The sequence below is a fragment of the Martelella radicis genome (assembly GCF_014196625.1).
GTDB classification, from domain to species: domain Bacteria; phylum Pseudomonadota; class Alphaproteobacteria; order Rhizobiales; family Rhizobiaceae; genus Martelella; species Martelella radicis.
Window position 1 is genome coordinate 205882 of sequence record NZ_JACIDZ010000006.1, and the last position, 18899, is coordinate 224780.

Annotated in this window: 18 protein-coding genes; 13 read left to right on the forward strand and 5 right to left on the reverse strand. The window is 62.6% G+C overall.

Annotated elements, in window-relative coordinates:
• Positions 1 to 35 precede the first annotated feature (35 nt).
• From ftsZ to GGR30_RS11075, 11 genes are all read left to right on the forward strand, one after another.
• Entirely contained in the window at positions 36 to 1688 is a 1653-nt protein-coding gene (gene ftsZ / locus GGR30_RS11025; RefSeq protein ID WP_183486166.1) for a cell division protein FtsZ, read from the forward strand.
• Between the two features lie 274 nt (positions 1689 to 1962).
• A complete protein-coding gene (lpxC, locus tag GGR30_RS11030; protein WP_183486168.1) occupies positions 1963 to 2901 on the forward strand; it encodes a UDP-3-O-acyl-N-acetylglucosamine deacetylase in 939 nt (312 codons plus the stop codon).
• Positions 2902 to 3151: 250 nt separating this feature from the next.
• Positions 3152 to 4012: an outer membrane protein assembly factor BamD gene (locus GGR30_RS11035; RefSeq protein WP_183486170.1), complete on the forward strand. Its 861-nt coding sequence runs from the start codon at positions 3152 to 3154 to the stop codon at positions 4010 to 4012.
• 30 nt (positions 4013 to 4042) lie between these two features.
• Positions 4043 to 5719, forward strand: a complete 1677-nt coding sequence (gene recN / locus GGR30_RS11040; RefSeq protein ID WP_183486172.1) for a DNA repair protein RecN — start codon at positions 4043 to 4045, stop codon at positions 5717 to 5719.
• An 85-nt stretch (positions 5720 to 5804) separates the two neighbouring features.
• Positions 5805 to 7250 carry a phospholipase D-like domain-containing protein gene (locus GGR30_RS11045; RefSeq protein ID WP_183486174.1) on the forward strand — a complete coding sequence of 482 codons (1446 nt, stop codon included), beginning with the start codon at positions 5805 to 5807 and terminating at the stop codon, positions 7248 to 7250.
• A gap of 49 nt (positions 7251 to 7299) precedes the next feature.
• Positions 7300 to 8148 carry an endonuclease/exonuclease/phosphatase family protein gene (locus GGR30_RS11050; protein WP_183486176.1) on the forward strand — a complete coding sequence of 283 codons (849 nt, stop codon included), beginning with the start codon at positions 7300 to 7302 and terminating at the stop codon, positions 8146 to 8148.
• Positions 8149 to 8312: 164 nt separating this feature from the next.
• The gene (gene ligA, locus GGR30_RS11055) at positions 8313 to 10466 is read left to right on the forward strand and encodes an NAD-dependent DNA ligase LigA (protein WP_183486178.1); all 2154 of its coding nucleotides are present in this window, start codon (positions 8313 to 8315) and stop codon (positions 10464 to 10466) included.
• Positions 10467 to 10542: 76 nt separating this feature from the next.
• Positions 10543 to 11028 carry a CreA family protein gene (locus GGR30_RS11060; RefSeq protein ID WP_183486180.1) on the forward strand — a complete coding sequence of 162 codons (486 nt, stop codon included), beginning with the start codon at positions 10543 to 10545 and terminating at the stop codon, positions 11026 to 11028.
• Positions 11029 to 11105: 77 nt separating this feature from the next.
• On the forward strand, positions 11106 to 11534 hold the full coding sequence (locus GGR30_RS11065) for a GFA family protein (RefSeq protein WP_425488351.1): 429 nt from the start codon (positions 11106 to 11108) through the stop codon (positions 11532 to 11534).
• Positions 11535 to 11561: 27 nt separating this feature from the next.
• Positions 11562 to 12158, forward strand: coding sequence for an SCO family protein (locus tag GGR30_RS11070; RefSeq protein WP_183486182.1), 597 nt, complete (start codon positions 11562 to 11564; stop codon positions 12156 to 12158).
• 72 nt (positions 12159 to 12230) lie between these two features.
• Positions 12231 to 13112, forward strand: coding sequence for a 50S ribosomal protein L11 methyltransferase (locus tag GGR30_RS11075; RefSeq protein ID WP_183486184.1), 882 nt, complete (start codon positions 12231 to 12233; stop codon positions 13110 to 13112).
• Here the strand turns inward: GGR30_RS11075 and GGR30_RS11080 are convergent, their stop codons facing one another.
• Positions 13113 to 14123 carry a GlxA family transcriptional regulator gene (locus GGR30_RS11080; RefSeq protein WP_183486186.1) on the reverse strand — a complete coding sequence of 337 codons (1011 nt, stop codon included), beginning with the start codon at positions 14121 to 14123 and terminating at the stop codon, positions 13113 to 13115.
• Between the two features lie 265 nt (positions 14124 to 14388).
• Positions 14389 to 14556 carry a hypothetical protein gene (locus GGR30_RS11085; protein WP_183486188.1) on the reverse strand — a complete coding sequence of 56 codons (168 nt, stop codon included), beginning with the start codon at positions 14554 to 14556 and terminating at the stop codon, positions 14389 to 14391.
• 120 nt (positions 14557 to 14676) lie between these two features.
• On the opposite strand from GGR30_RS11085, the gene GGR30_RS11090 reads away from it, so the two are divergent.
• The gene (locus GGR30_RS11090; protein ID WP_425488352.1) at positions 14677 to 15579 is read left to right on the forward strand and encodes a LysR family transcriptional regulator; all 903 of its coding nucleotides are present in this window, start codon (positions 14677 to 14679) and stop codon (positions 15577 to 15579) included.
• A 7-nt stretch (positions 15580 to 15586) separates the two neighbouring features.
• On the opposite strand, the gene GGR30_RS11095 is transcribed toward GGR30_RS11090, so the two are convergent.
• Entirely contained in the window at positions 15587 to 16216 is a 630-nt protein-coding gene (locus GGR30_RS11095; protein ID WP_246413749.1) for an exopolysaccharide biosynthesis protein, read from the reverse strand.
• A 314-nt stretch (positions 16217 to 16530) separates the two neighbouring features.
• Here GGR30_RS11095 and GGR30_RS11100 point away from each other — a divergent pair, with 314 nt between their 5' ends.
• The gene (locus GGR30_RS11100) at positions 16531 to 16650 is read left to right on the forward strand and encodes an entericidin domain-containing protein (RefSeq protein ID WP_246413769.1); all 120 of its coding nucleotides are present in this window, start codon (positions 16531 to 16533) and stop codon (positions 16648 to 16650) included.
• Positions 16651 to 16710: 60 nt separating this feature from the next.
• On the opposite strand, the gene GGR30_RS11105 is transcribed toward GGR30_RS11100, so the two are convergent.
• Both GGR30_RS11105 and GGR30_RS11110 read right to left on the reverse strand, forming a co-directional pair.
• Positions 16711 to 17787, reverse strand: coding sequence for a Gfo/Idh/MocA family protein (locus GGR30_RS11105; protein WP_183486194.1), 1077 nt, complete (start codon positions 17785 to 17787; stop codon positions 16711 to 16713).
• 243 nt (positions 17788 to 18030) lie between these two features.
• A complete protein-coding gene (locus GGR30_RS11110; RefSeq protein ID WP_183486196.1) occupies positions 18031 to 18837 on the reverse strand; it encodes a fructosamine kinase family protein in 807 nt (268 codons plus the stop codon).
• Positions 18838 to 18899 lie beyond the last annotated feature (62 nt).

An 18899-nucleotide genomic window follows, 5' to 3' on the forward strand; every position in this document is an offset into this window, starting at 1 on the left:
GGCGGTGCGGCCTTAGCGAGAAGGAACGAAACGAAATGACTATTACGCTTCAGAAGCCAGATATTACCGAACTGAAGCCGCGCATCACCGTTTTCGGTGTCGGCGGCGGCGGCGGCAACGCCGTCAACAACATGATCACGGCAGGCCTGCAGGGCGTCGACTTTGTCGTCGCCAACACTGATGCCCAGGCGCTGACCATGACCAAGGCCGAACGCGTCATCCAGCTCGGCGTCGGCGTGACCGAAGGTCTCGGCGCAGGCTCGCAGCCGGAAGTCGGCCGCGCGGCTGCCGAAGAGTGCATCGATGAGATCATCGATCACCTCAACAACACCCATATGTGCTTCGTCACCGCCGGCATGGGCGGCGGAACCGGCACGGGTGCCGCTCCGATCGTGGCCCAGGCGGCCCGCAACAAGGGCATCCTGACCGTCGGCGTCGTCACCAAGCCGTTCCAGTTCGAAGGCCAGCGCCGCATGCGTCTTGCTGACGCCGGTATCGAGGAACTGCAGAAGTCGGTCGATACGCTGATCGTCATTCCGAACCAGAACCTGTTCCGGATCGCCAATGACAAGACCACCTTCGCCGACGCCTTCGCCATGGCCGATCAGGTGCTCTATTCGGGCGTTGCCTGCATCACCGATCTTATGGTCAAGGAAGGCCTGATCAACCTCGATTTCGCCGACGTCCGTTCGGTGATGCGCGAGATGGGCCGTGCGATGATGGGCACCGGCGAAGCATCCGGCGAAGGCCGTGCCATGCAGGCCGCCGAAGCCGCAATCGCCAACCCGCTGCTCGACGAAACCTCGATGCGTGGCGCGCAGGGCCTCCTGATTTCGATCACCGGCGGTCGCGACCTGACGCTGTTCGAAGTCGATGAAGCCGCAACCCGTATCCGCGAGGAAGTCGATCCGGACGCCAACATCATTCTCGGCGCCACCTTCGACGAGGAACTGGAAGGCATCATCCGCGTCTCCGTCGTTGCCACCGGCATCGACCGCTCACTGGCCGAAGGCTATGAGGATGTCCCGGAACCCCGCCGCGAGGCGCGTCCGGAAATCCGCAGCACCACTGGCGGCCAGAACAATGGCGGCCAGACCTTCAGCCAGGCGCCGCAGCCGGCTGCTCCGCAGCCCGCCCCGCAGCCCCAGCCGCGCGCGGTCGACCCGATTGCCGAGACCATCCGTTCGGCCGAAGCCGAGATGGAACGCGAACTGCAGATGGCCGTTTCCCGCGCCCCGCAGCAAAAGCCGCAGCAGCCGAGCGTGAACGTGCAGCCGAAGAGCCAGATCTTCGCCGCCGAGCCGCAGCAGCCGCAGGCGCCCCGCCAGCAGGCCCCGAGCCAGCCGGCTCCGCAGGCACCGCGCCAGCAGGCCGCCGAGCCGCGCCGCATGCCGGAAGTCGCCGACTTTCCGCCGGTGGTTCAGCCGGAAATGAGCGCCAGCCGTCGCCAGGAGCAGGAAGAACGTGGCCCGAAGGGTCTGTTCAAGCGCCTGTCGAACACGCTCGGTCGCGGCGACGAAAGCTTCGAGGGCCATCACGAACAGCAGCCGGCGCCGCGCCAGCAGGCTCCGCAGCAGCCTCAGCAAAACAATCCTTACGCGCCGCGTCGTGCTCAAGAGCAGCCCGCCGCCCGCCAGGATGACGATCAGTTCGATATTCCCGCCTTCCTGCGTCGTCAGGCGAACTGATCCGTCGCGGTCTAGCCGCCTCCCGTGTTAGGGAAGCGCTAACCGTCCTTTAGAAAACCTTCTCGCGAAGTGAGCCCGGTCGCCTCTGGCGGCCGGGTTTTTCGACTTTCGTAACATACGGAAAGAAACAGTGATTTGGATTCAACGGGGCCAGTGCGTAATTACATGCCAAGCGCCTGAATCGGGCGCAGCGCGCATGAGCGGCCGGTCCCTCCGGTCAATGGCGTCATGGCCATCGTGTTTTTTGAGTAAGATTTGGAATAAGGGCGTGAATATGTCGGCAGGATTTTTCGGTTTGCAGACAACGGTGGCGAAGTCCGTCAGGATTTCGGGAATCGGTGTGCATTCGGGCAAGCCGGCGACGATCACGCTCAAGCCGGCCGAGGCCGATCACGGAATCGTCTTCGAACGCTATGAGGGCGGCAAGCGCATCTCGTCCTTCAAGGCCGTTTCGGACAATGTCGGACCGACCGCGCTGTGCACGGTGCTCGGCGAGCATCCCGGCGAATGGATCGCGACGATCGAACATGTGATGGCTGCCCTCTATGCCTTCGGCGTCGACAATCTGCTCATCGCCGTCGAGGGTGCCGAAATGCCGATCATGGACGGCAGTTCGCGGGTCTTCGTCGAGGCTCTGGATGAAGTCGGCATCGTCACGCTTCCCGAAAAGCGCAGCTATCTGAAGGTGACCAAGACGGTCCGCGTCGAAAACGGCGCCGGCTGGGCCGAATTCACGCCTTATGAGGGCACGCGATTCGAGGTCGAGATCGATTTCGACACAGCCGTGATCGGACGCCAGAAATGGGCGGGCGACATGACGGCGGACACTTTCCGCAAGGAATTGTCCGGCGCGCGCACCTTCGGTTTCATGCGCGATGTCGAGCCGATGTGGGCACGCGGCTTTGCGCTTGGCTCCTCGCTTGAGAATTCCGTCGTGATTTCCGACGACGATCGTGTGATCAATCCCGAGGGACTGCGCTACGAACAGGAATTCGTGCGCCATAAGACGCTCGATGCCGTGGGCGATCTTGCAATGATGGGCATGCGGTTCGCGGGTTCGTTTCGCTCCTATCGCGGCGGCCATGCGCTGAACGCGGCTGCCGTGCGCGCGCTGTTCGAGACGGCCGGCGCATGTGTCATCGTCTCCCCGCGCGGAGCACTGCCGTTCCGCCTGCGCCAGGAAGATATGGTTGCTGCAGGCCCGGTTTCCTGACCCATCATGAATGACAAGAACTGCTATGCCGGGGACCTTCGGGCCGCCGGCATTTTCGCGTCGGAGGGTGTCGGGAAATACATCTATCGCGTGTTTTACTCCTGGTTTTTGGCGCGCTAAAGGGGTGGGTACGCCGCAGAAATTTATCGGATTTTCGGCGACGTGAGATTGCTCTTGCCTGCGGGATATGCGTAAAACGTCCTTCGACTTTGAAATGCGATCCACAGACGCTGCAAATGAGGCTCGAAGAATGGCTGGTACCAAAAAAAGAACCAATGTCGGGGCGTTCCGCGCAGCCACGCTACCGGTTGCCATAGTTCTGGGCGCAAGCGTGCTTTTGGCCGGATGCTCGCGAGACAAGGACGTAGACATCACGACGCTGCAGTATGAGGCCGACCCGCCGCAGCAGCTTTACGACGAGGCGTTGGCCAATATCAGCGCCGGCAAGACCGGCGAGGCGCTCAGGAAGCTCAAATCGATCCAGGATCAGAACCCGCTTTCCGATTATGCGCGCCAAGCGTTGATCATGCAGACCTATCTGCAATATCGTTCCCGCAAATACGAGGCGGCCGTCGCCTCCGGTCGGCGCTATCTCCAGCTCTATCCGAATTCCAAGGATGCGGCCTATGCCCAGTATCTGGTCGGCCTTTCCTATTCCAAGGAAATCGTCGACGTGACGCAGGATCAGGCGGTGGCGGAGCGGACGATCGATGCCATGCAGAAGCTGATCGACAACTATCCGGACTCCGAATATGTGAGCGATGCCCGCGCCAAGATCCGTTATGCCCGCGACCAGATCGCCGGCAAGGACATGCAGGTCGGCCGATACTATCTGGAGCGCAAGGACTATGTGGCGGCGATCTCGCGCTTCAATTCGGTGGTCAACAACTATTCCGACACTAACCAGATCGAGGAAGCGCTGGAGCGTCTTGTCGAAGCCTATTACGCGATGGGCGTGATCCCGGAAGCGCAGAACGCGGCCTGGGTTCTCGGTTACAATTATCCCGACAGCGTCTGGTACCAGCGCGCCTACAACCTGCTGAACAAGCAGGGGCTCGAGCCGAAATCGGCCGGGCGGGGCTCGTCGGTCTCCAGCGCCACACCCAGCTAACCGTTTTTTCGCCAGGGCGCGAACACAACAATGCTAGTCCAGCTTTCTATTCGAGACATCGTTTTGATCGAGCGGCTGGAACTTGATCTCGGCGGCGGTCTCTCGGTTTTGACCGGGGAGACCGGCGCCGGCAAATCCATCCTGCTCGACAGCCTCTCGCTCGCGCTCGGCGCGCGCGGCGACGGCTCGCTCGTGCGCCACGGCCAGGACTCCGGACAAGTGATTGCCGTGTTCGACGCGGGCATGGACCACCCCGCGCGCGTGCTCTTGCGCGAGAACGACCTTGATGACGAGGGCGACCTGATCTTCAGGCGGATGCAGTCCGCAGACGGCCGCACGCGCGCCTTCATCAACGACCAGTCGGTGAGCGTGCAATTGATGCGGCAGGCCGGCCGGCTTCTCGTCGAGATCCATGGTCAGCATGACGAACGCGCGCTTATCGACACGGACGGGCATCGCAGGCTGCTCGACGCCTTCGGCGGGCTGACCGGAGATGTCGAGGCCGTCGGTTCGCTTCACCGCGCCTGGCGCGATGCCGAGCGGCGACTGAAGAAGCACCGCGCCCAGATTGAGGAGGCCGAACGCGAGGCCGATTTCCTGCGCTCGTCGGTGGAGGAGCTTCAGGCCCTTTCCCCGGTCGACGGCGAGGAGGACGAACTGGCGGAGCGGCGCGCGACGATGATGAAATCGGAGCGGATCGCCGGTGATATATCCGAGGCGCTTGAATTTCTGAACGGCAATGCCTCGCCCGTGCCCATGATCGCCTCGCTGGTCCGGAGGTTGGAGCGCAAATCGCATGAGGCGCCGGGCCTTCTGGAGGATACGGTCAACCTGCTCGATTCGGCGCTCGAACAGCTTTCCAACGCGCAGATGGAGGTGGAGGCTGCTCTGGAGCGCGCTGCCTTCGACCCTCAGGAGCTTGAACGCGTCGAGGAGCGGTTGTTCGCGCTCAGAGGCGCCGCGCGCAAATACAACGTGCCCGTGACCGAGCTTCCCGCCCTTGCCGAACGCATGGTCGGCGACCTGGAAGAACTCGATGCCGGCGAGGCGAAGCTGGAGGCGCTCACAGAAGAGGCCTCGACGGCGGAAAAGGCCTTCTACGACAAGGCGAGGGCATTGTCCGGGGACCGCGGCAGGGCGGCCGAGCAGCTTTCCGCAGCCGTCATGGCCGAACTGCCGGCGCTGAAGCTGGAGCGCGCGCGCTTTGCCGCCGTGGTCACGAGCGATGACGGCAATGCCGGGCCGGAAGGCATCGACACGGTGTCCTTCGAGGTGCAGACCAATCCCGGAACGCGGCCCGGACCGATCATGAAGGTGGCCTCCGGCGGCGAGCTCTCGCGCTTCCTTCTGGCGCTGAAGGTGGCGCTCGCCGACAAGGGCTCCGCGCCGACGCTTGTGTTCGACGAGATCGATACCGGCGTGGGCGGCGCGGTGGCCGACGCGATCGGCCAGCGCTTGCGCCGGTTGGCCGAAAATGTTCAGGTTCTCTCGGTCACGCACGCGCCGCAGGTGGCCGCGCGCGCCAAGGGGCACTATCTGATTTCCAAGGCCAGCAACGGCAAGGGCAAGGATGACACGGTGGCAACCCGCGTCGCGGTGATCGGGCCGGAAGAGCGCCAGGAGGAAATCGCCCGGATGCTCGCCGGCGCCAAGGTGACGGCGGAAGCGCGCGCGGCTGCGGCGAAGCTTTTGTCCGGCGACAGTTAGTAAATTCAGAGCTTGCTGATATAAGGTCAGCCCCGGCCATGCCGAAAGGCGGGCAAAACGCGCCAAACCAACGGGATTGCCCTTGATGAATGTTTTTCTGGAACACTACTGGCCGCATATTCTGGCGGTGATCTCCTTTGTTCTCGGGGCGACGGCGGCGATCCACGCCACGATGACCAAGGACGAGGTGCGCGCCGCGATCGGCTGGGTCGGCGTGATCATGCTGTCGCCCATTCTGGGCGCGGCGATCTATGCCGTGGCCGGCATCAACCGCATGCGCCGGCAATCGGTGCGCGACAAGCGGCAAAGCGTTCCCGATGCGGTGGCCCATGAAGAGCAGAAGCACAAGATCGACCGCGACCGGGTGGTGACCGATCTTGGCCCGCGCATGGGCGGGCAGTGGATGCTCGGCAACACGGTTACCGGCATGCCCGCCACCGCCGGCAACAAGGTCCGCCTGCTGGAAACCGGCGACGAGGCCTATGCGGCGATGCTGGAAGCGATCGACAAGGCCGAGCGCTCCATCCTTATGGAAACCTATATTTTCGACAGTGACGCGATCGGGCAGCGCTTCGTTGAAAGTCTTTCAAACGCGGTCAAGCGCGGTGTCGAGGTGCGTATCCTCGTCGATTCCATCGGCGCGCGTTATTCGCGCCCGCGCATTACAAAGCTTCTGCGCGCGCATGGAATCCGCGTCGCCACCTTCAACGGCGCGGTTCTCCTCAGGCTGCGGCTTCCCTACGCCAATCTCAGAACCCACCGGAAAATTCTCGTCATTGACGGCGAGACGGTGTTTGCCGGCGGCATGAACATCCGCGCCGCTTTCACCGGGCCGAATGCCGCCCAGGACACGCATTTCATGCTGAAGGGGGCCGCCGTCGCCGACTATTTCACGGTTGCCGCCGCCGACTGGTACTTCGAAACGCACGAGGCGCTGGACGGCGAAGCCTGGAGCATTGCCGAGACCTCGGCCGACGAGGGCGCGCTGATCGCCCGCGTTGTGCCGTCAGGTCCCGACCGCAACCTTTCCAACAACAACAACATGATCATGGGAGCGCTTTCGGTTGCCGAGGACCGCGTCCTGATCATGTCGCCGTATTTCCTGCCGGATCGCGATCTCGTTTCCGCGCTTGCGACGGCGGCGCGGCGCGGCGTGACGGTCGATATCATCGTGCCGGGCCAGAACAATCTCGGCCTCGTCGACCGGGCGATGACGGCGCAGTTCGACGAGATCATCGAGAATGGCTGCCGCATCTGGCGCGACAACGGCCCCTTCAACCATTCCAAGCTGATGACAGTCGACGGAAAATGGTCCTATCTCGGCTCCTCCAACCTGGATTCGCGCTCGCTGAGGCTGAACTTCGAGACGGACATGGAAGTCTTCGATGTCGACTTCGCCGGCGAGATCGAAGCGCGGATCGTCGCCGCGCGTCAACGCTCGACGGAGGTCACGCGAAAGGCGCTGAAAAGCCGGCCCTTCGTCTACCGGCTGCGCGACCGGATATTGTGGCTGGGCTTGCCCTATCTGTGATCGAGACCCAATATAGAAGGGTCAGACGAAAATTCCTCAAAGTGAAGCGATGAGCCCGATCAAATCTCCCCTTGCCAATGCCGTGCTGCGCTCCATCCGCGAGAACGGCAAACGCCCGGACAGCGCCGTTCCGATGGAAGGTGGCGGGCTGAAGGTCGCGACCTACAATGTCCATAAATGCGTCGGCGTTGACGGACGCTTCGATCCCGACCGAATCTTCGAGGTGATCCGCGAGATCAGTCCCGACCTGATTGCCCTGCAGGAGGCCGATACCCGCTTCGGCGAGCGCACGGGTCTTCTGGACCTGAAACGGATCGAGGCGGAGACGGGGCTGGTGGCTGTGCCCGTGGAGGCGAGCGCGCGCGCCCATGGCTGGCACGGCAATGTGCTCTTGTTCCGCGACGGCGCGGTGCGCGACATCCACCGCGAGAAACTGCCGGGGCTGGAGCCGCGCGGCGCGCTGGTGACCGACATCGCCCTCAACAACGGTATTTCCCTGCGCGTTGCCGCCGTGCATCTCGGCCTTCTGCGCTGGGCGCGTCGCCAGCAGGCCGATCACATCATCGGGCTTCTCGGCCGGCGTGCGGAGGCGCCCTCGGTGATCATGGGCGACATGAATGAATGGCGGCTCGGCGACGGTTCGGCGCTGAAGAAGTTCGAGGCGGCCTTCGGGTCGCTGCCGCCGGCGCGCGCGAGCTTTCCAGCGCGCTGGCCGGTGCTGGCGCTCGACCGGATCATTGCCAACCGCGACGGGCTGGTGGCCGATCTCGCCGTGCATGATTCGCTTCTGGCGCGCGCGGCATCCGACCATCTGCCGCTGACGGCACTGCTCGACACCTCGGTCCTGAAGGGCGATAGCGCGCCGGGAGACGGGCTTTCGGCCGCTGCCGGTCTTTGAACTTGCCGATCCTGCGCCAAATGCTCTACAGCATCGGCCCGAAAATCGGAATCGATTTTCGGAAAGCACGATGCGTAGATTCAATAAGTTAGAGCGTCCTTTGTGCATCCGAATGGATGCACGGCGCTCTAATGCGTCCGGATGATGCGAAGGAGCTGATGGCAATGGCGAAAGACAAGGTCCCGACCGACAAGCTGACCCGGGAAGAGGCCGAGGCGGAACTTGCCTTTCTGGCGCAGGAAATCGCCGGTCATGACGCCGCCTATCACGGCAAGGACGCGCCGGAAATTTCGGACGCCGAATATGACGCGCTGAAGCACCGCAATGATGAAATCGAGGCGCGCTTTCCCGATCTCGTGCGTGATGACAGCCCGTCGGCCCGCGTCGGTTCAGCACCCTCGGAGGTCTTTGCGCCGGTCACCCATTCCGTGCCGATGCTCTCGCTCGGCAATGTGTTTTCCGATGAGGACGTGCAGGACTTCATCGCCTCGGTCTATCGCTTTCTCGGCCAGATGCCGGACGGTTCCATAGCCTTTACCGCCGAGCCGAAAATCGATGGGTTGTCGATGTCGCTGCGCTATGAAAACGGTCGCCTGGTCTCCGGCGCGACGCGCGGCGACGGCACCACGGGCGAGAACGTGACAGCCAATGTCCGCACCATTTCCGAAATCCCGAACCGCCTGCCGGACGGCGCGCCGGAGATCGTCGAGGTGCGCGGCGAGATCTATATGGCGAAGAGCGATTTTGCCGCGCTCAACGCCGCGCTGTCGGAGGCCGGCGAGAAGACCTATGTGAACCCGCGCAACACGGCTTCCGGCTCCCTGCGTCAGCTCGACCCGAAGGTGACGGAAAAGCGCAAGCTGAAATTCTTCGCCTATGCCTGGGGCGAGATGTCGGAGATGCCGGCCGATACCCAGATGGGCATGGTCGAGACCTTCGGAGAATGGGGGTTTCCGGTCAACCCGCTGATGAAGCGGCTGTCCTCCGTCGACGACCTGCTCGCGCACTACCATGAGATCGGCGTCAAACGCGGCGATCTCGATTACGATATCGACGGCGTGGTCTACAAGGTCGACAGGCTCGACCTTCAGGCGCGGCTCGGCTTCCGCTCGCGCTCGCCGCGCTGGGCGACCGCGCATAAATTCCCGGCCGAGCAGGCGATCACGCGGTTGACGGCGATCGACATCCAGGTCGGCCGCACAGGCGCGCTGACGCCGGTGGCGCGGCTCGAGCCGATCACCGTCGGCGGCGTCGTCGTCACCAATGCGACACTGCACAACGAGGACTATATCGCCGGCAAGGGCTCGAACGGCGAGCCGATCCGCGAGGGCCGCGATATCCGCGTCGGCGATTACGTGATCGTCCAGCGCGCCGGCGACGTCATCCCGCAGATCGTCGATATCCTGCCGGAGAAGCGGCCGGAGGATGCTGAGCCTTACGAATTTCCGGATCACTGCCCTGTCTGCGGCGCCCATGCGGTGCGCGACATCAACGAGAAGAGCGGCAAGGTGGACGCCGTGCGGCGCTGCACGGCCGGTTTTTCCTGCCGGGCGCAGGCCGTCGAGCATCTGAAGCATTTCGTCTCGCGCAATGCCTTCGATATCGAAGGGCTCGGCAGCAAGCAGGTCGATTTCTTCTTCGAGCATGAGGATCCGGGGCTGGCGATCCGCACAGCGCCCGATATCTTCACGCTCGAAAGACGTCAGGCCGAGGCGCTGACGAAACTCGAGAATTTCAACGGTTGGGGCAAGACCTCGGTCGCCAACCTGTTGCAGTCGATCAATGAGCGCCGCGAGATCGCGCTGCCGCGCTTCATCTTCGCGCTCGGCATCCGTCATGTCGGCGAGACGACGGCGAAGCTTCTGGCGCGTTCCTACGGATCCTACGTCGCCTTCGAGCAGGCGATGCGGGAGGCGGCTGCGGGTGAGGGCGATGCCTGGGAGGACCTCAATAATATCGACGGCATCGGAACCGTGGTTGCCCGCGCTCTGGTCGACTTCTTTGCCGAAGAACAGAACGTTGCCGTGATTGCCCGTCTGCTGGAAGAAGTGACGCCGCTTGACGACGTGCAGAAGATCGACACGACAAGTCCCGTCGCCGGCAAGACGGTGGTCTTTACCGGAAGCCTTGAGAAAATGACCCGTGACGAGGCCAAGGCCAAGGCGGAAAGCCTCGGGGCCAAGGTTTCCGGCTCGGTGTCGAAAAAGACGGATATCGTCGTCGCCGGCCCCGGCGCGGGTTCCAAGCTGAAGAAGGCGGAGGAACTCGGGGTGCAGACCATGGACGAGGATGAATGGCTGGCGTTGATTGGCGGGTGAGACGTGCCGCCGCGCTTGTAAAGCGAGCGCGTGCTCTTATCTCCTGAGATATAAGAACTTGAGACGGAGTGCAGGCATGCGTGGATATCTGGTTTCCCTCGTTGCGGGGGTGACGCTCCTGGCGACCTCGGCAATGGCCGAACAGGTCGGTGAGGTCGGGGTCGACTGGGTCGGCAATGACATCGAGATCGATGCGCTGCATGACCCGGAGATCGAGGGCGTGACCTGCCATATCGCCTATTTCGACCGCTCGGTGATCGACCGGCTGTCGAAGGGCAACTGGTTCGAGGATCCGTCCAATTCCTCCATCGCCTGCCGCCAGACAGGACCGATCCGGATCGGCGATATCGAACTCGACAAGAACGGCGAGGAGGTGTTCAAGCAGGGACGTTCGCTGATCTTCAAGAACCTGGTGATCAACCGGATCTACGACCGTACCAACAACACGCTGATCTATCTGGCCCACACGCGCGAAATCACCGAAGGTTCAGCGAAGATGTCGATGTCGACTGTGCCGCTTTACGGTCAGGACGTCGTCTGGGAAAACGGCGCGCCGGAATAAACGGGCCGAACGCGAAACCAGGGAGAGAAACCATCAGACTCGATTGCAGCTGCCAGTGCGGAAAGGTTCGCTTTTCCGTGACAAGCAAGACACCGGTGCCCTATCAGCGCTGCTATTGCAGCATCTGCCGCAAATCCGGCGGGGGCGGGGGCTTTGCCATCAATATCGGCGCCGATGCCGCAACGCTGGACGTCACAGGCGCCGAGCACAAGCGCTTCTATCACGCCCGGATGCATGACGGCGAGAGCGAGGCCGAGCGGCATTTCTGCGGGGTCTGCGGGTCTGCGCTCTATCTTTTCGACCCGCGGTGGCCGGAGCTCGTCCACCCCATTGCCTCCGTCGTCGATACGCCCTTGCCCCGGCCGCCGGAGATCGTGCATATCATGCTCGGCTCCAAGGCTGACTGGGTCGATGTGCCCGAAGGCGAGGGGCATGTGCATTATGACGGCTATCCGGAGCTTTCGCTTGAGGATTGGCATCGCAGGCACGGACTGCTGGACGACTGAGGCCGGACGGCCTGAAGGGAAGAGAAGATGAAGATTTTCCGGCGTTTGCTCTGGGGCTCGGTGATTGTCGTTTGCGGCCTCATCGTCTGGCTGATCTACGAGATCGGCAAGACCAATGAGGAGATGATGAACATCCCCTTCGGCCCGGAATTCCAGCTGACGGCCGGAGACGGCTCGGTGATCACCCAGGAAGCGCTGAGGGAAAAACCGACGGCGATCTTCTTCGGCTTCACCCATTGCCCGGAAGTCTGCCCCACCACGCTTTACGAGATGAACGGCTGGCTGCACGAGGTCGATCCGGATGGCGACAAGATCAATGCCTACTGGATCACCGTCGATCCCGAGCGCGACACGCCGGAGATCATGCAGCGCTATCTCTCCAATGTGACCGACCGGATCGAGGCGATTTCCGGCGATCCGGACAAGGTGCATGACATGGTCGACGAATTCGGCATCTACTACAAGAAGGTGCCGCTCGATCCCAACGAGCCGGACGGCGACTACACCATGGACCACAACGCCTCCGTCTTCCTGCTCGATGACGGCGGGGTGCTGAAAGGCACGATCGCCTATGGCGAGAACCCGGATGTCGCGATCAAGAAGCTCGAGAACCTGATCGACTGAGGCTTGCCTTGGCCGGAAGGCGGCGCTATCGCCGGTATTCAATCCTTTCACGCATCAAAGAGGCATAATCCAGTGAGCCAGATCCGACTCTACGTCACCACCGATGAAGCCGGCGCGGGCCGCGTTCTCGATGCGCTTTCCGAACTGCTCGGCGAGGCGCCCTATGCGCTGGCGACGATGGAGATCGACGAGAAGGCAAATATCTGGGAGGCCTCGGTCTATCTGGAGGCGGAAGAGGAAGAGGCGCTGCGGCAGGTTTTCGAGGCGGCTCTCGGGGGTTTTCCGGAAGGCAAGCGCCCCGGGGTGGAAAAGGAAATCATCGCCGATATCGACTGGATCGCCAAATCGCTGGAAGGGCTGAAGCCGGTGCGCGCCGGCCGTTTTCTGGTGCATGGCGCCCATGACCGCGAAGACCGCCGGCCCGGCGACATCGCGCTCGAGATCGAGGCGGGGCAGGCCTTCGGCACGGGCCATCACGGCACAACCGCCGGCTGCCTTGAAATGATAGACACGCTTCTGAAGGCCGAGGCGCCGCAAAACGCGCTTGATCTTGGAACCGGAACCGGCGTTCTGGCCATGGCCGTACGCAAGCTGAGGCCGATCCCGGTTCTGGCGACCGATATCGACGATGTCGCCGTGCGTGTCGCCCGTTACAATGCCCGTCAGAACGGCATTGTCTCCGGCGTCGATTTCGTCACCGCGCCGGGCTTCCACCACGCGGCCTTCGGCGAGCACGGGCCCTTCGATCTGGTGATCGCCAATATTCTTGCCCGTCCGCTGATGAAGCTTGCGCCCGGCGTGCGCACGAACCTTGCGCCCGGCGGCTCGGTCATCCTCTCCGGCATTCTGGAAACGCAGCGCTGGAAAGTGCTGGCAGCCTATCGCGCACAGGGCATGCGCCATGTGCGCACCTACTGGCGCGAAGGCTGGGTCACGCTTCTGCTCAAGGGCTGATCAGACGGCGAGGCTGAACGTGTTCTCGCTGACGCTCATGCGCGCCTGGCGGCGGAGCGCCCGTTCCTGCTGCGGCGAACACTGGTAGATCTCGCGGTAGCATTTGGAAAAATGCGAGGCGGAGACAAAGCCGCAGGCAACCGCCACATCGACGACCGGCATGGTCGACTGCGCCAGCAGCCGACGCGCGCGGTCGAGCCGGATTTCCAGATAGTAACGCGCCGGCGAACGGCCCATTTCCTGGCGGAACAGCCGTTCGACCTGACGGCGCGACAGGCCGACCGCATCGGCGATCTCGACCAGCGACAGCGGCTCGGCGAGGTTGGCCTCCATCAGTTCGATGATCTGCAGCACCTTGCCGTTCTGCACGCCGAGACGGGCGCGGAGCGGCAGGCGCTGGCGCTCGCTTGAGGGGCGCACGCGGTCCGTCAGCGCCTGTTCGCAGATGGCGTTGACAAGGCCGTCTCCGAACTCGCGGCTGATGATATGCAGCATCATGTCGACAGAGGCAGTGCCGCCGGCGCAGCTATAGATATTGCGGTCGATCTCGAACAGGTCCGCATGGGCGTCGATTTCCGGATAGGTTTCGCAAAACCCCGGCATGTTTTCCCAGTGGATGGCGCAGCGCCTGCCCTTCAAAAGACCGGCGCGGGCGAGGAGGTGGGTAGCCGTGCACATCGAGCCGATACCGCAGCCGCGATTGTTGAGTTCGCGCAGCCAGGCCTCGAACGACTTGTTGTCGTAATCATCGACATGGACGCCGGAACAGACCAGCACGAGGTCGGGGCGCTTTTCGCCCATCAGCGAACGGCGCTCGTCGGCAAGGGAAGTGTCGGGATCAACGGCGATGCCGCTCGAGGAACAGACCTTCTGGCCATTGTCGGAGGTGATCCGCCAGCGATAGGCCTCGAAGCCCAGCATCCTGTTGGCAATGCGCAATGTCTCGATCGCGCCCGAAAACGGCAGGAGCGAAAATTGCGGAACCAGATAAAAAACGAACGATCTCACCATTGTGCACACACCGCCGCAGTCAAAGCCGGAATCTGATCTTGTAGAATTAACTTCTGCAAGAAATATGGCCGCCAATAGTCTGATTGCGACACTGACACAGACAAATGCGCCAGCAAAGCCGATCCCGATCCGGTTTGTGATTTTTTTGTGAAGCGTTGCGCATACGCTTCATCGCAACCGGATCGGGACAGGGCGTTTTTCTCGTCCGCCATTGCTGCGTTGCGGAGAAAACGGCCGCCGGGGTGAAACGGCGGCCGCTCTCCTCTCAGTCATAGCGCCAGTGTTCCTCACGGGCGATGATGTCGTCGCGCAGATGCGGCGGGATGCGGTTGACATTGCGATTTCTGAGCGCCTGCCGCGCGGCTTCATCGCGCTTGTCTGCGAGCTTGGCGAGCGGGGTGACCAGGTGTCTGAGGATGATGAACAGTCCCATTTCGTTTCTCCTTCAATGCGTTTCTTGATGACCTGATGCCAAGGTAGGCGTATTTGACATTCAATCAAACGAAATGTAATCATGTTATTCATCAACAAAATTGAATTGATGGAGCGCTTCATGGCCAACCTCCTGCAGACGCCGCTGCCGGTTCTCGACAACGATATCCTCCGCACCTTCGTCGCGATCTCGGAATCGGGCAGTTTTTCCGGCGCCGCGGAAACCGTGTTCCGCACGCCCTCGGCGGTTTCCATGCAGATCAAGCGGCTGGAGGAGCAGCTCGGTGTGTCGCTCTTCGTGCGGGATGCGCGCTCGGTGCGGCTGACCCATAGCGGCGAGACGCTGCTGAACTATGCCCGCCGCATGCTCGCGCTCTCCAACGAGGCAATGTCGCGTTTCAGACATCCGGAAATGCACGGCGTGGTCCGGCTCGGCGCCACCGACGATATCGGCGAGCGCATCCTGCCGACGATCCTGAAGCGCTTCGCCGAGGCCTTTCCGGGCGTCATGGTCGATGTCACCATCGACAACAGCGTCGGGTTGCGCAGGCGTCTCAGCGAGCAAAGGCTTGATCTGACGCTGCTCAATTCCGGCAAGGGCGCCTCGGATGAGGAGAGCGAACTGATCCTGCGCGAGCGGCTGGTCTGGGTCGGTGCGAGTTGCGGCACGGCGCACACGAAGGACCCGCTTCCGGTGTCGATGTGGGAACAGGGCTGTTCATGGCGCAACGAAGCCGTGGAAAAGCTGACGGAAGTCGGCAGGGCCTATCGCGTCGCCTATATGAGCGCGACCACGATGGTGCAGCGCGCCGCCGTCCTTTCCGATCTCGCCGTCGCGCCGATCGCCTCCTATTACGTGTCGGACGGCATGGAGGTTCTGGGGGAAGAGGAGGGGCTGCCGGAACTCGGTTTTTATGAAATCCGTCTTAAATTCTCGGAGCAGCGCGGTGAACTGGTCGAGGCGGTCGCCGACGCCATCCGCCACGCCTTCAGGCCGGCCGAGCGGCAAGCCAGGGTGGCCTGACGCCGTATTAAAAGAGCAGCGCGATCAGCGCGCCGGCGGCAACGACCACAAGCCCCGCCAGCAGGATCGAGAAGACGCCGACGGCAAGCCCGATGACCAGACCGTAGCCATCGCGCTCGGTGACCGAAAGGCCGATGATCGCGAGGGCAAGAGCGGGAAGCCAGTTGCCGAAGGGGATCGGGAAAAACACCACGATCGACAGGATGAGCGCGAAGCCGCCCAGCACGCGCTCCGCTCTTCGGGTCTGAAGAAACCAGAATCGCGGTTTTACCGCGCTCTCGATCCAGCGCAGCCAGGGCAGGACGCGGTCGAGAATGGCCATGCCGCGTCCGCCGTCGACCGAGAACCGGGCGATCCGTTCGGGCAGCCAGACGCGCGTATGGCGCGAGATCATCATCTGCCAGGAGACGAGGATTAGCGGTAGGCCGAGCAGCAATGTGGCGCCGGGCGGCAGCGGGATCAGGTTCGGGATCGAGAAAAGAACGATGAAGGCGCCGAAGGATCGCTCCGCCAGGGCGTCATCGAGCTGCTCGAGACTGAGACGACCATCCGGTCCGGGCCGGAGACAGGCTAGAATGTCCGAAAGCTTCTCCCCCTCGTGCGATTGCGGTTCGAAATCCGTCATTTCGTCGTCCAAGCGTGCTGCTCCCCTTTTCGACCTCTCTGCTAGATGGGGTCGATAGCATTCAAAACCAGCTTTCTTCGGTCAAATTCCGACTGCCCGGCTGCGCCGTGCCTCGCCTGTGGATAAACTCCGGAAAACCTGTGCAAATGCCGGGGATTGGCTGTGAACGAACAGTGCAGCGCTTGTGGATATGGTCGCACGGATAAAAAGCGTCCGGTTGCCGCGGAACCCCGGCGCTTCTGGGACGTTGATCAGGCAACCCGAAGAAATTCCAGGAGATGCAAATGTTCAAAGGAAAAATCATCGCCGCCGCTACCCTTTTCGCCATGGGCGTTCTCGTTGCCTCCTGCGGCAATACGATCGAGGGCATGGGTCAGGATACCGCCAACGCCATCGACGCGACCCAGGATGCCGGCCAGTCGATCGACAACGCGGCTTCCTACTAAGGTCTCCGACCGACCCTGTTTTCGAGAAACGCCCGGGTGGAAACGTCCGGGCGTTTTACGTCAGAAAGCGTTCTGCCATCCGTTGTAGAAGGGGTGGTCCGGCAGGATCGGCAGGGCGACCGCACTGTAGGTCTTGGCCGACCAGTAGGCGGCGGTCGCGAAGTCGAGGCTCTGGCGCGAATCGCCGAGGGTTAGCGGCAGGGGCGTCTTCTCGCAGATCGCCCTGTGGAAATCCTGCATCTGTCCGGCAAATCCCGAGGGCGGCGGAGTGAAATCGGCGAGCGCCTCATCGATCTTCCGGCCGACCGCCGAACTGGCGGGCACAAAGCGCCAGGGCGCCTTGTCAGCGGTGAAATCCGGACGGCTGTCGGTTTCGATCGTCACGTTTTCGAAACAGAGCCGCATGCGGCTTAACGGCTCGACCGAGCCGAGCGTGGCGGAGGTGGTGGCAAGCGCGCCGCATTCCAGTTCGACGCTGATGCTGGCGCAGTCCTCGACCTCGACCCTGTTGACCCGAGTGGCCGTGCGCGCGAACAGCGAACGCACCGGGCCGAGGAGATAGAACATCAGGTCATTGGCGTGGATGGCATGGTTCATCAAGATACCGCCAAGCGCGCCGGTCCAGCTTTTGCGCCAATCCTTCTCGTAGTAGTCCGCGCCGCGCAGCCAGTGCACCTCGCAGGTCGCAACCAAAGGCCTGCCGGCAAGTCCCGAGGCAATGATGTGGCGCGCCTTCTGGGCGCCATCATTGTAGCGATACTGCATGATCGGCATCACATGACCGGAGGAGCGCGATTCCGCGTCGAGCAGTTCGTCGATATCGGCCAACGATCCGACGAGCGGCTTCTCGCAGATGACGTGCTTGCCGGCCTGCAGGGCGGCGATGATCATCTTCTTGTGGGTTGCGGGCGGCGTGCAGATGTCGATCACGTCGATATCGTCCATGCCGACGATCTCGAGATAGTCCGTCTCCAGCCGTTCGACACCGAACTCGGCGCCGGCGGCCTTCAGCAGGGCGGCGTCCAGATCGCACAGTGCCGCGACCTCGAAGCGGTCGGTATTGGTGCGGTAGCCGTTTTGGATGTGGTTGCGGCCGATGCCGAGCCCGACAACCGCGACTTTCAGCGTTCTTGTCATTCACATGTCCTGATATGCGTCTTGCCGCATCCGGCATTGATTTTTGCCGTCGTCGCCGAGGGGGCCCGGAAGGTGTGAAACCGGTTTTCGGTCTGCGCGAAAGCGCAATGCCTGTCGGGGCTGATGGCGGTCCTGGCGAAACGGGTCAAGATGAACTCTGCAATGGAATCAGACTATTTCAAAAAACTGTCACTAGCATAAACCGAAATTCCTGTGTGGCCACCGTTTGCGGCAAGAACCATCTCAGTAACCCGCACGGGCAAGAAAACCTTCTACCATCGAGCGGTAACCCCCGCCAAACAGGCGCAGATGCACGAGCGCCGGCCAGAGGCTGTAGATCGCCTGGCGCGCCTCGTAGCCCGGCTCGAGCGCCGGGTAGTTGTCGTAGAAGCCCTGGTCCAGACTGCCGAACAGGTTGAGCATGGCAAGGTCGACCTCGGCGTGGCCGTAATAACTGGCGGGATCGATGAAGGCGGTGACGCGTCCGGACGACGCCATGACATTGCCGGACCATAGATCGCCGTGAAGAAGGGCAGCAGGCGGGGTATGCGGCAGGTGGTCGGCCAGTCTTCCGCAAAGCCGTTCGATCCGCCGGGCGAGGTCGGCAGGGATGTCGCCGATATTGTTCAACAGCCTGCGGTCACGCCAGAACTCGACCCACGAGCCTGTCTTGTCATTTTCGATCGGGACCTTGCCGAAGGCATAGTCATGGTCGAAGCCGTATTGCGGGCCGGTTGCGGCGTGAAGCCGGGCAAGCGAGCGGCCGAGATCCGCCTGGGCGCCGGCAAAGCCGCCTCGTCCTTCAACCTTCGTGATGATCAGGACGCGGTCATTGGCGGCGACCACGTCAGGCGCCGGCGCGCCCGTCGCGGCGATCAGGCGCAGCATCTCGCCTTCGACGGCGGGCGCCGGGCCGCCCTTGACGACGAACTGCCGGCCATCCTTCGTTTCCGCCAGCATCAGCGACGAAAGGTCGCCCGATGCAAAATGGGAGAGCGTGACGCGCTCGACGCCGATGAGGTTCGCTATCATGTCCTTGAGGTCATTCATCGCGGAAGCCGTAATTGGGTGGTTCAGGTTGGCGGCCGGCTCTGGACGCCGGGGGCGATCCT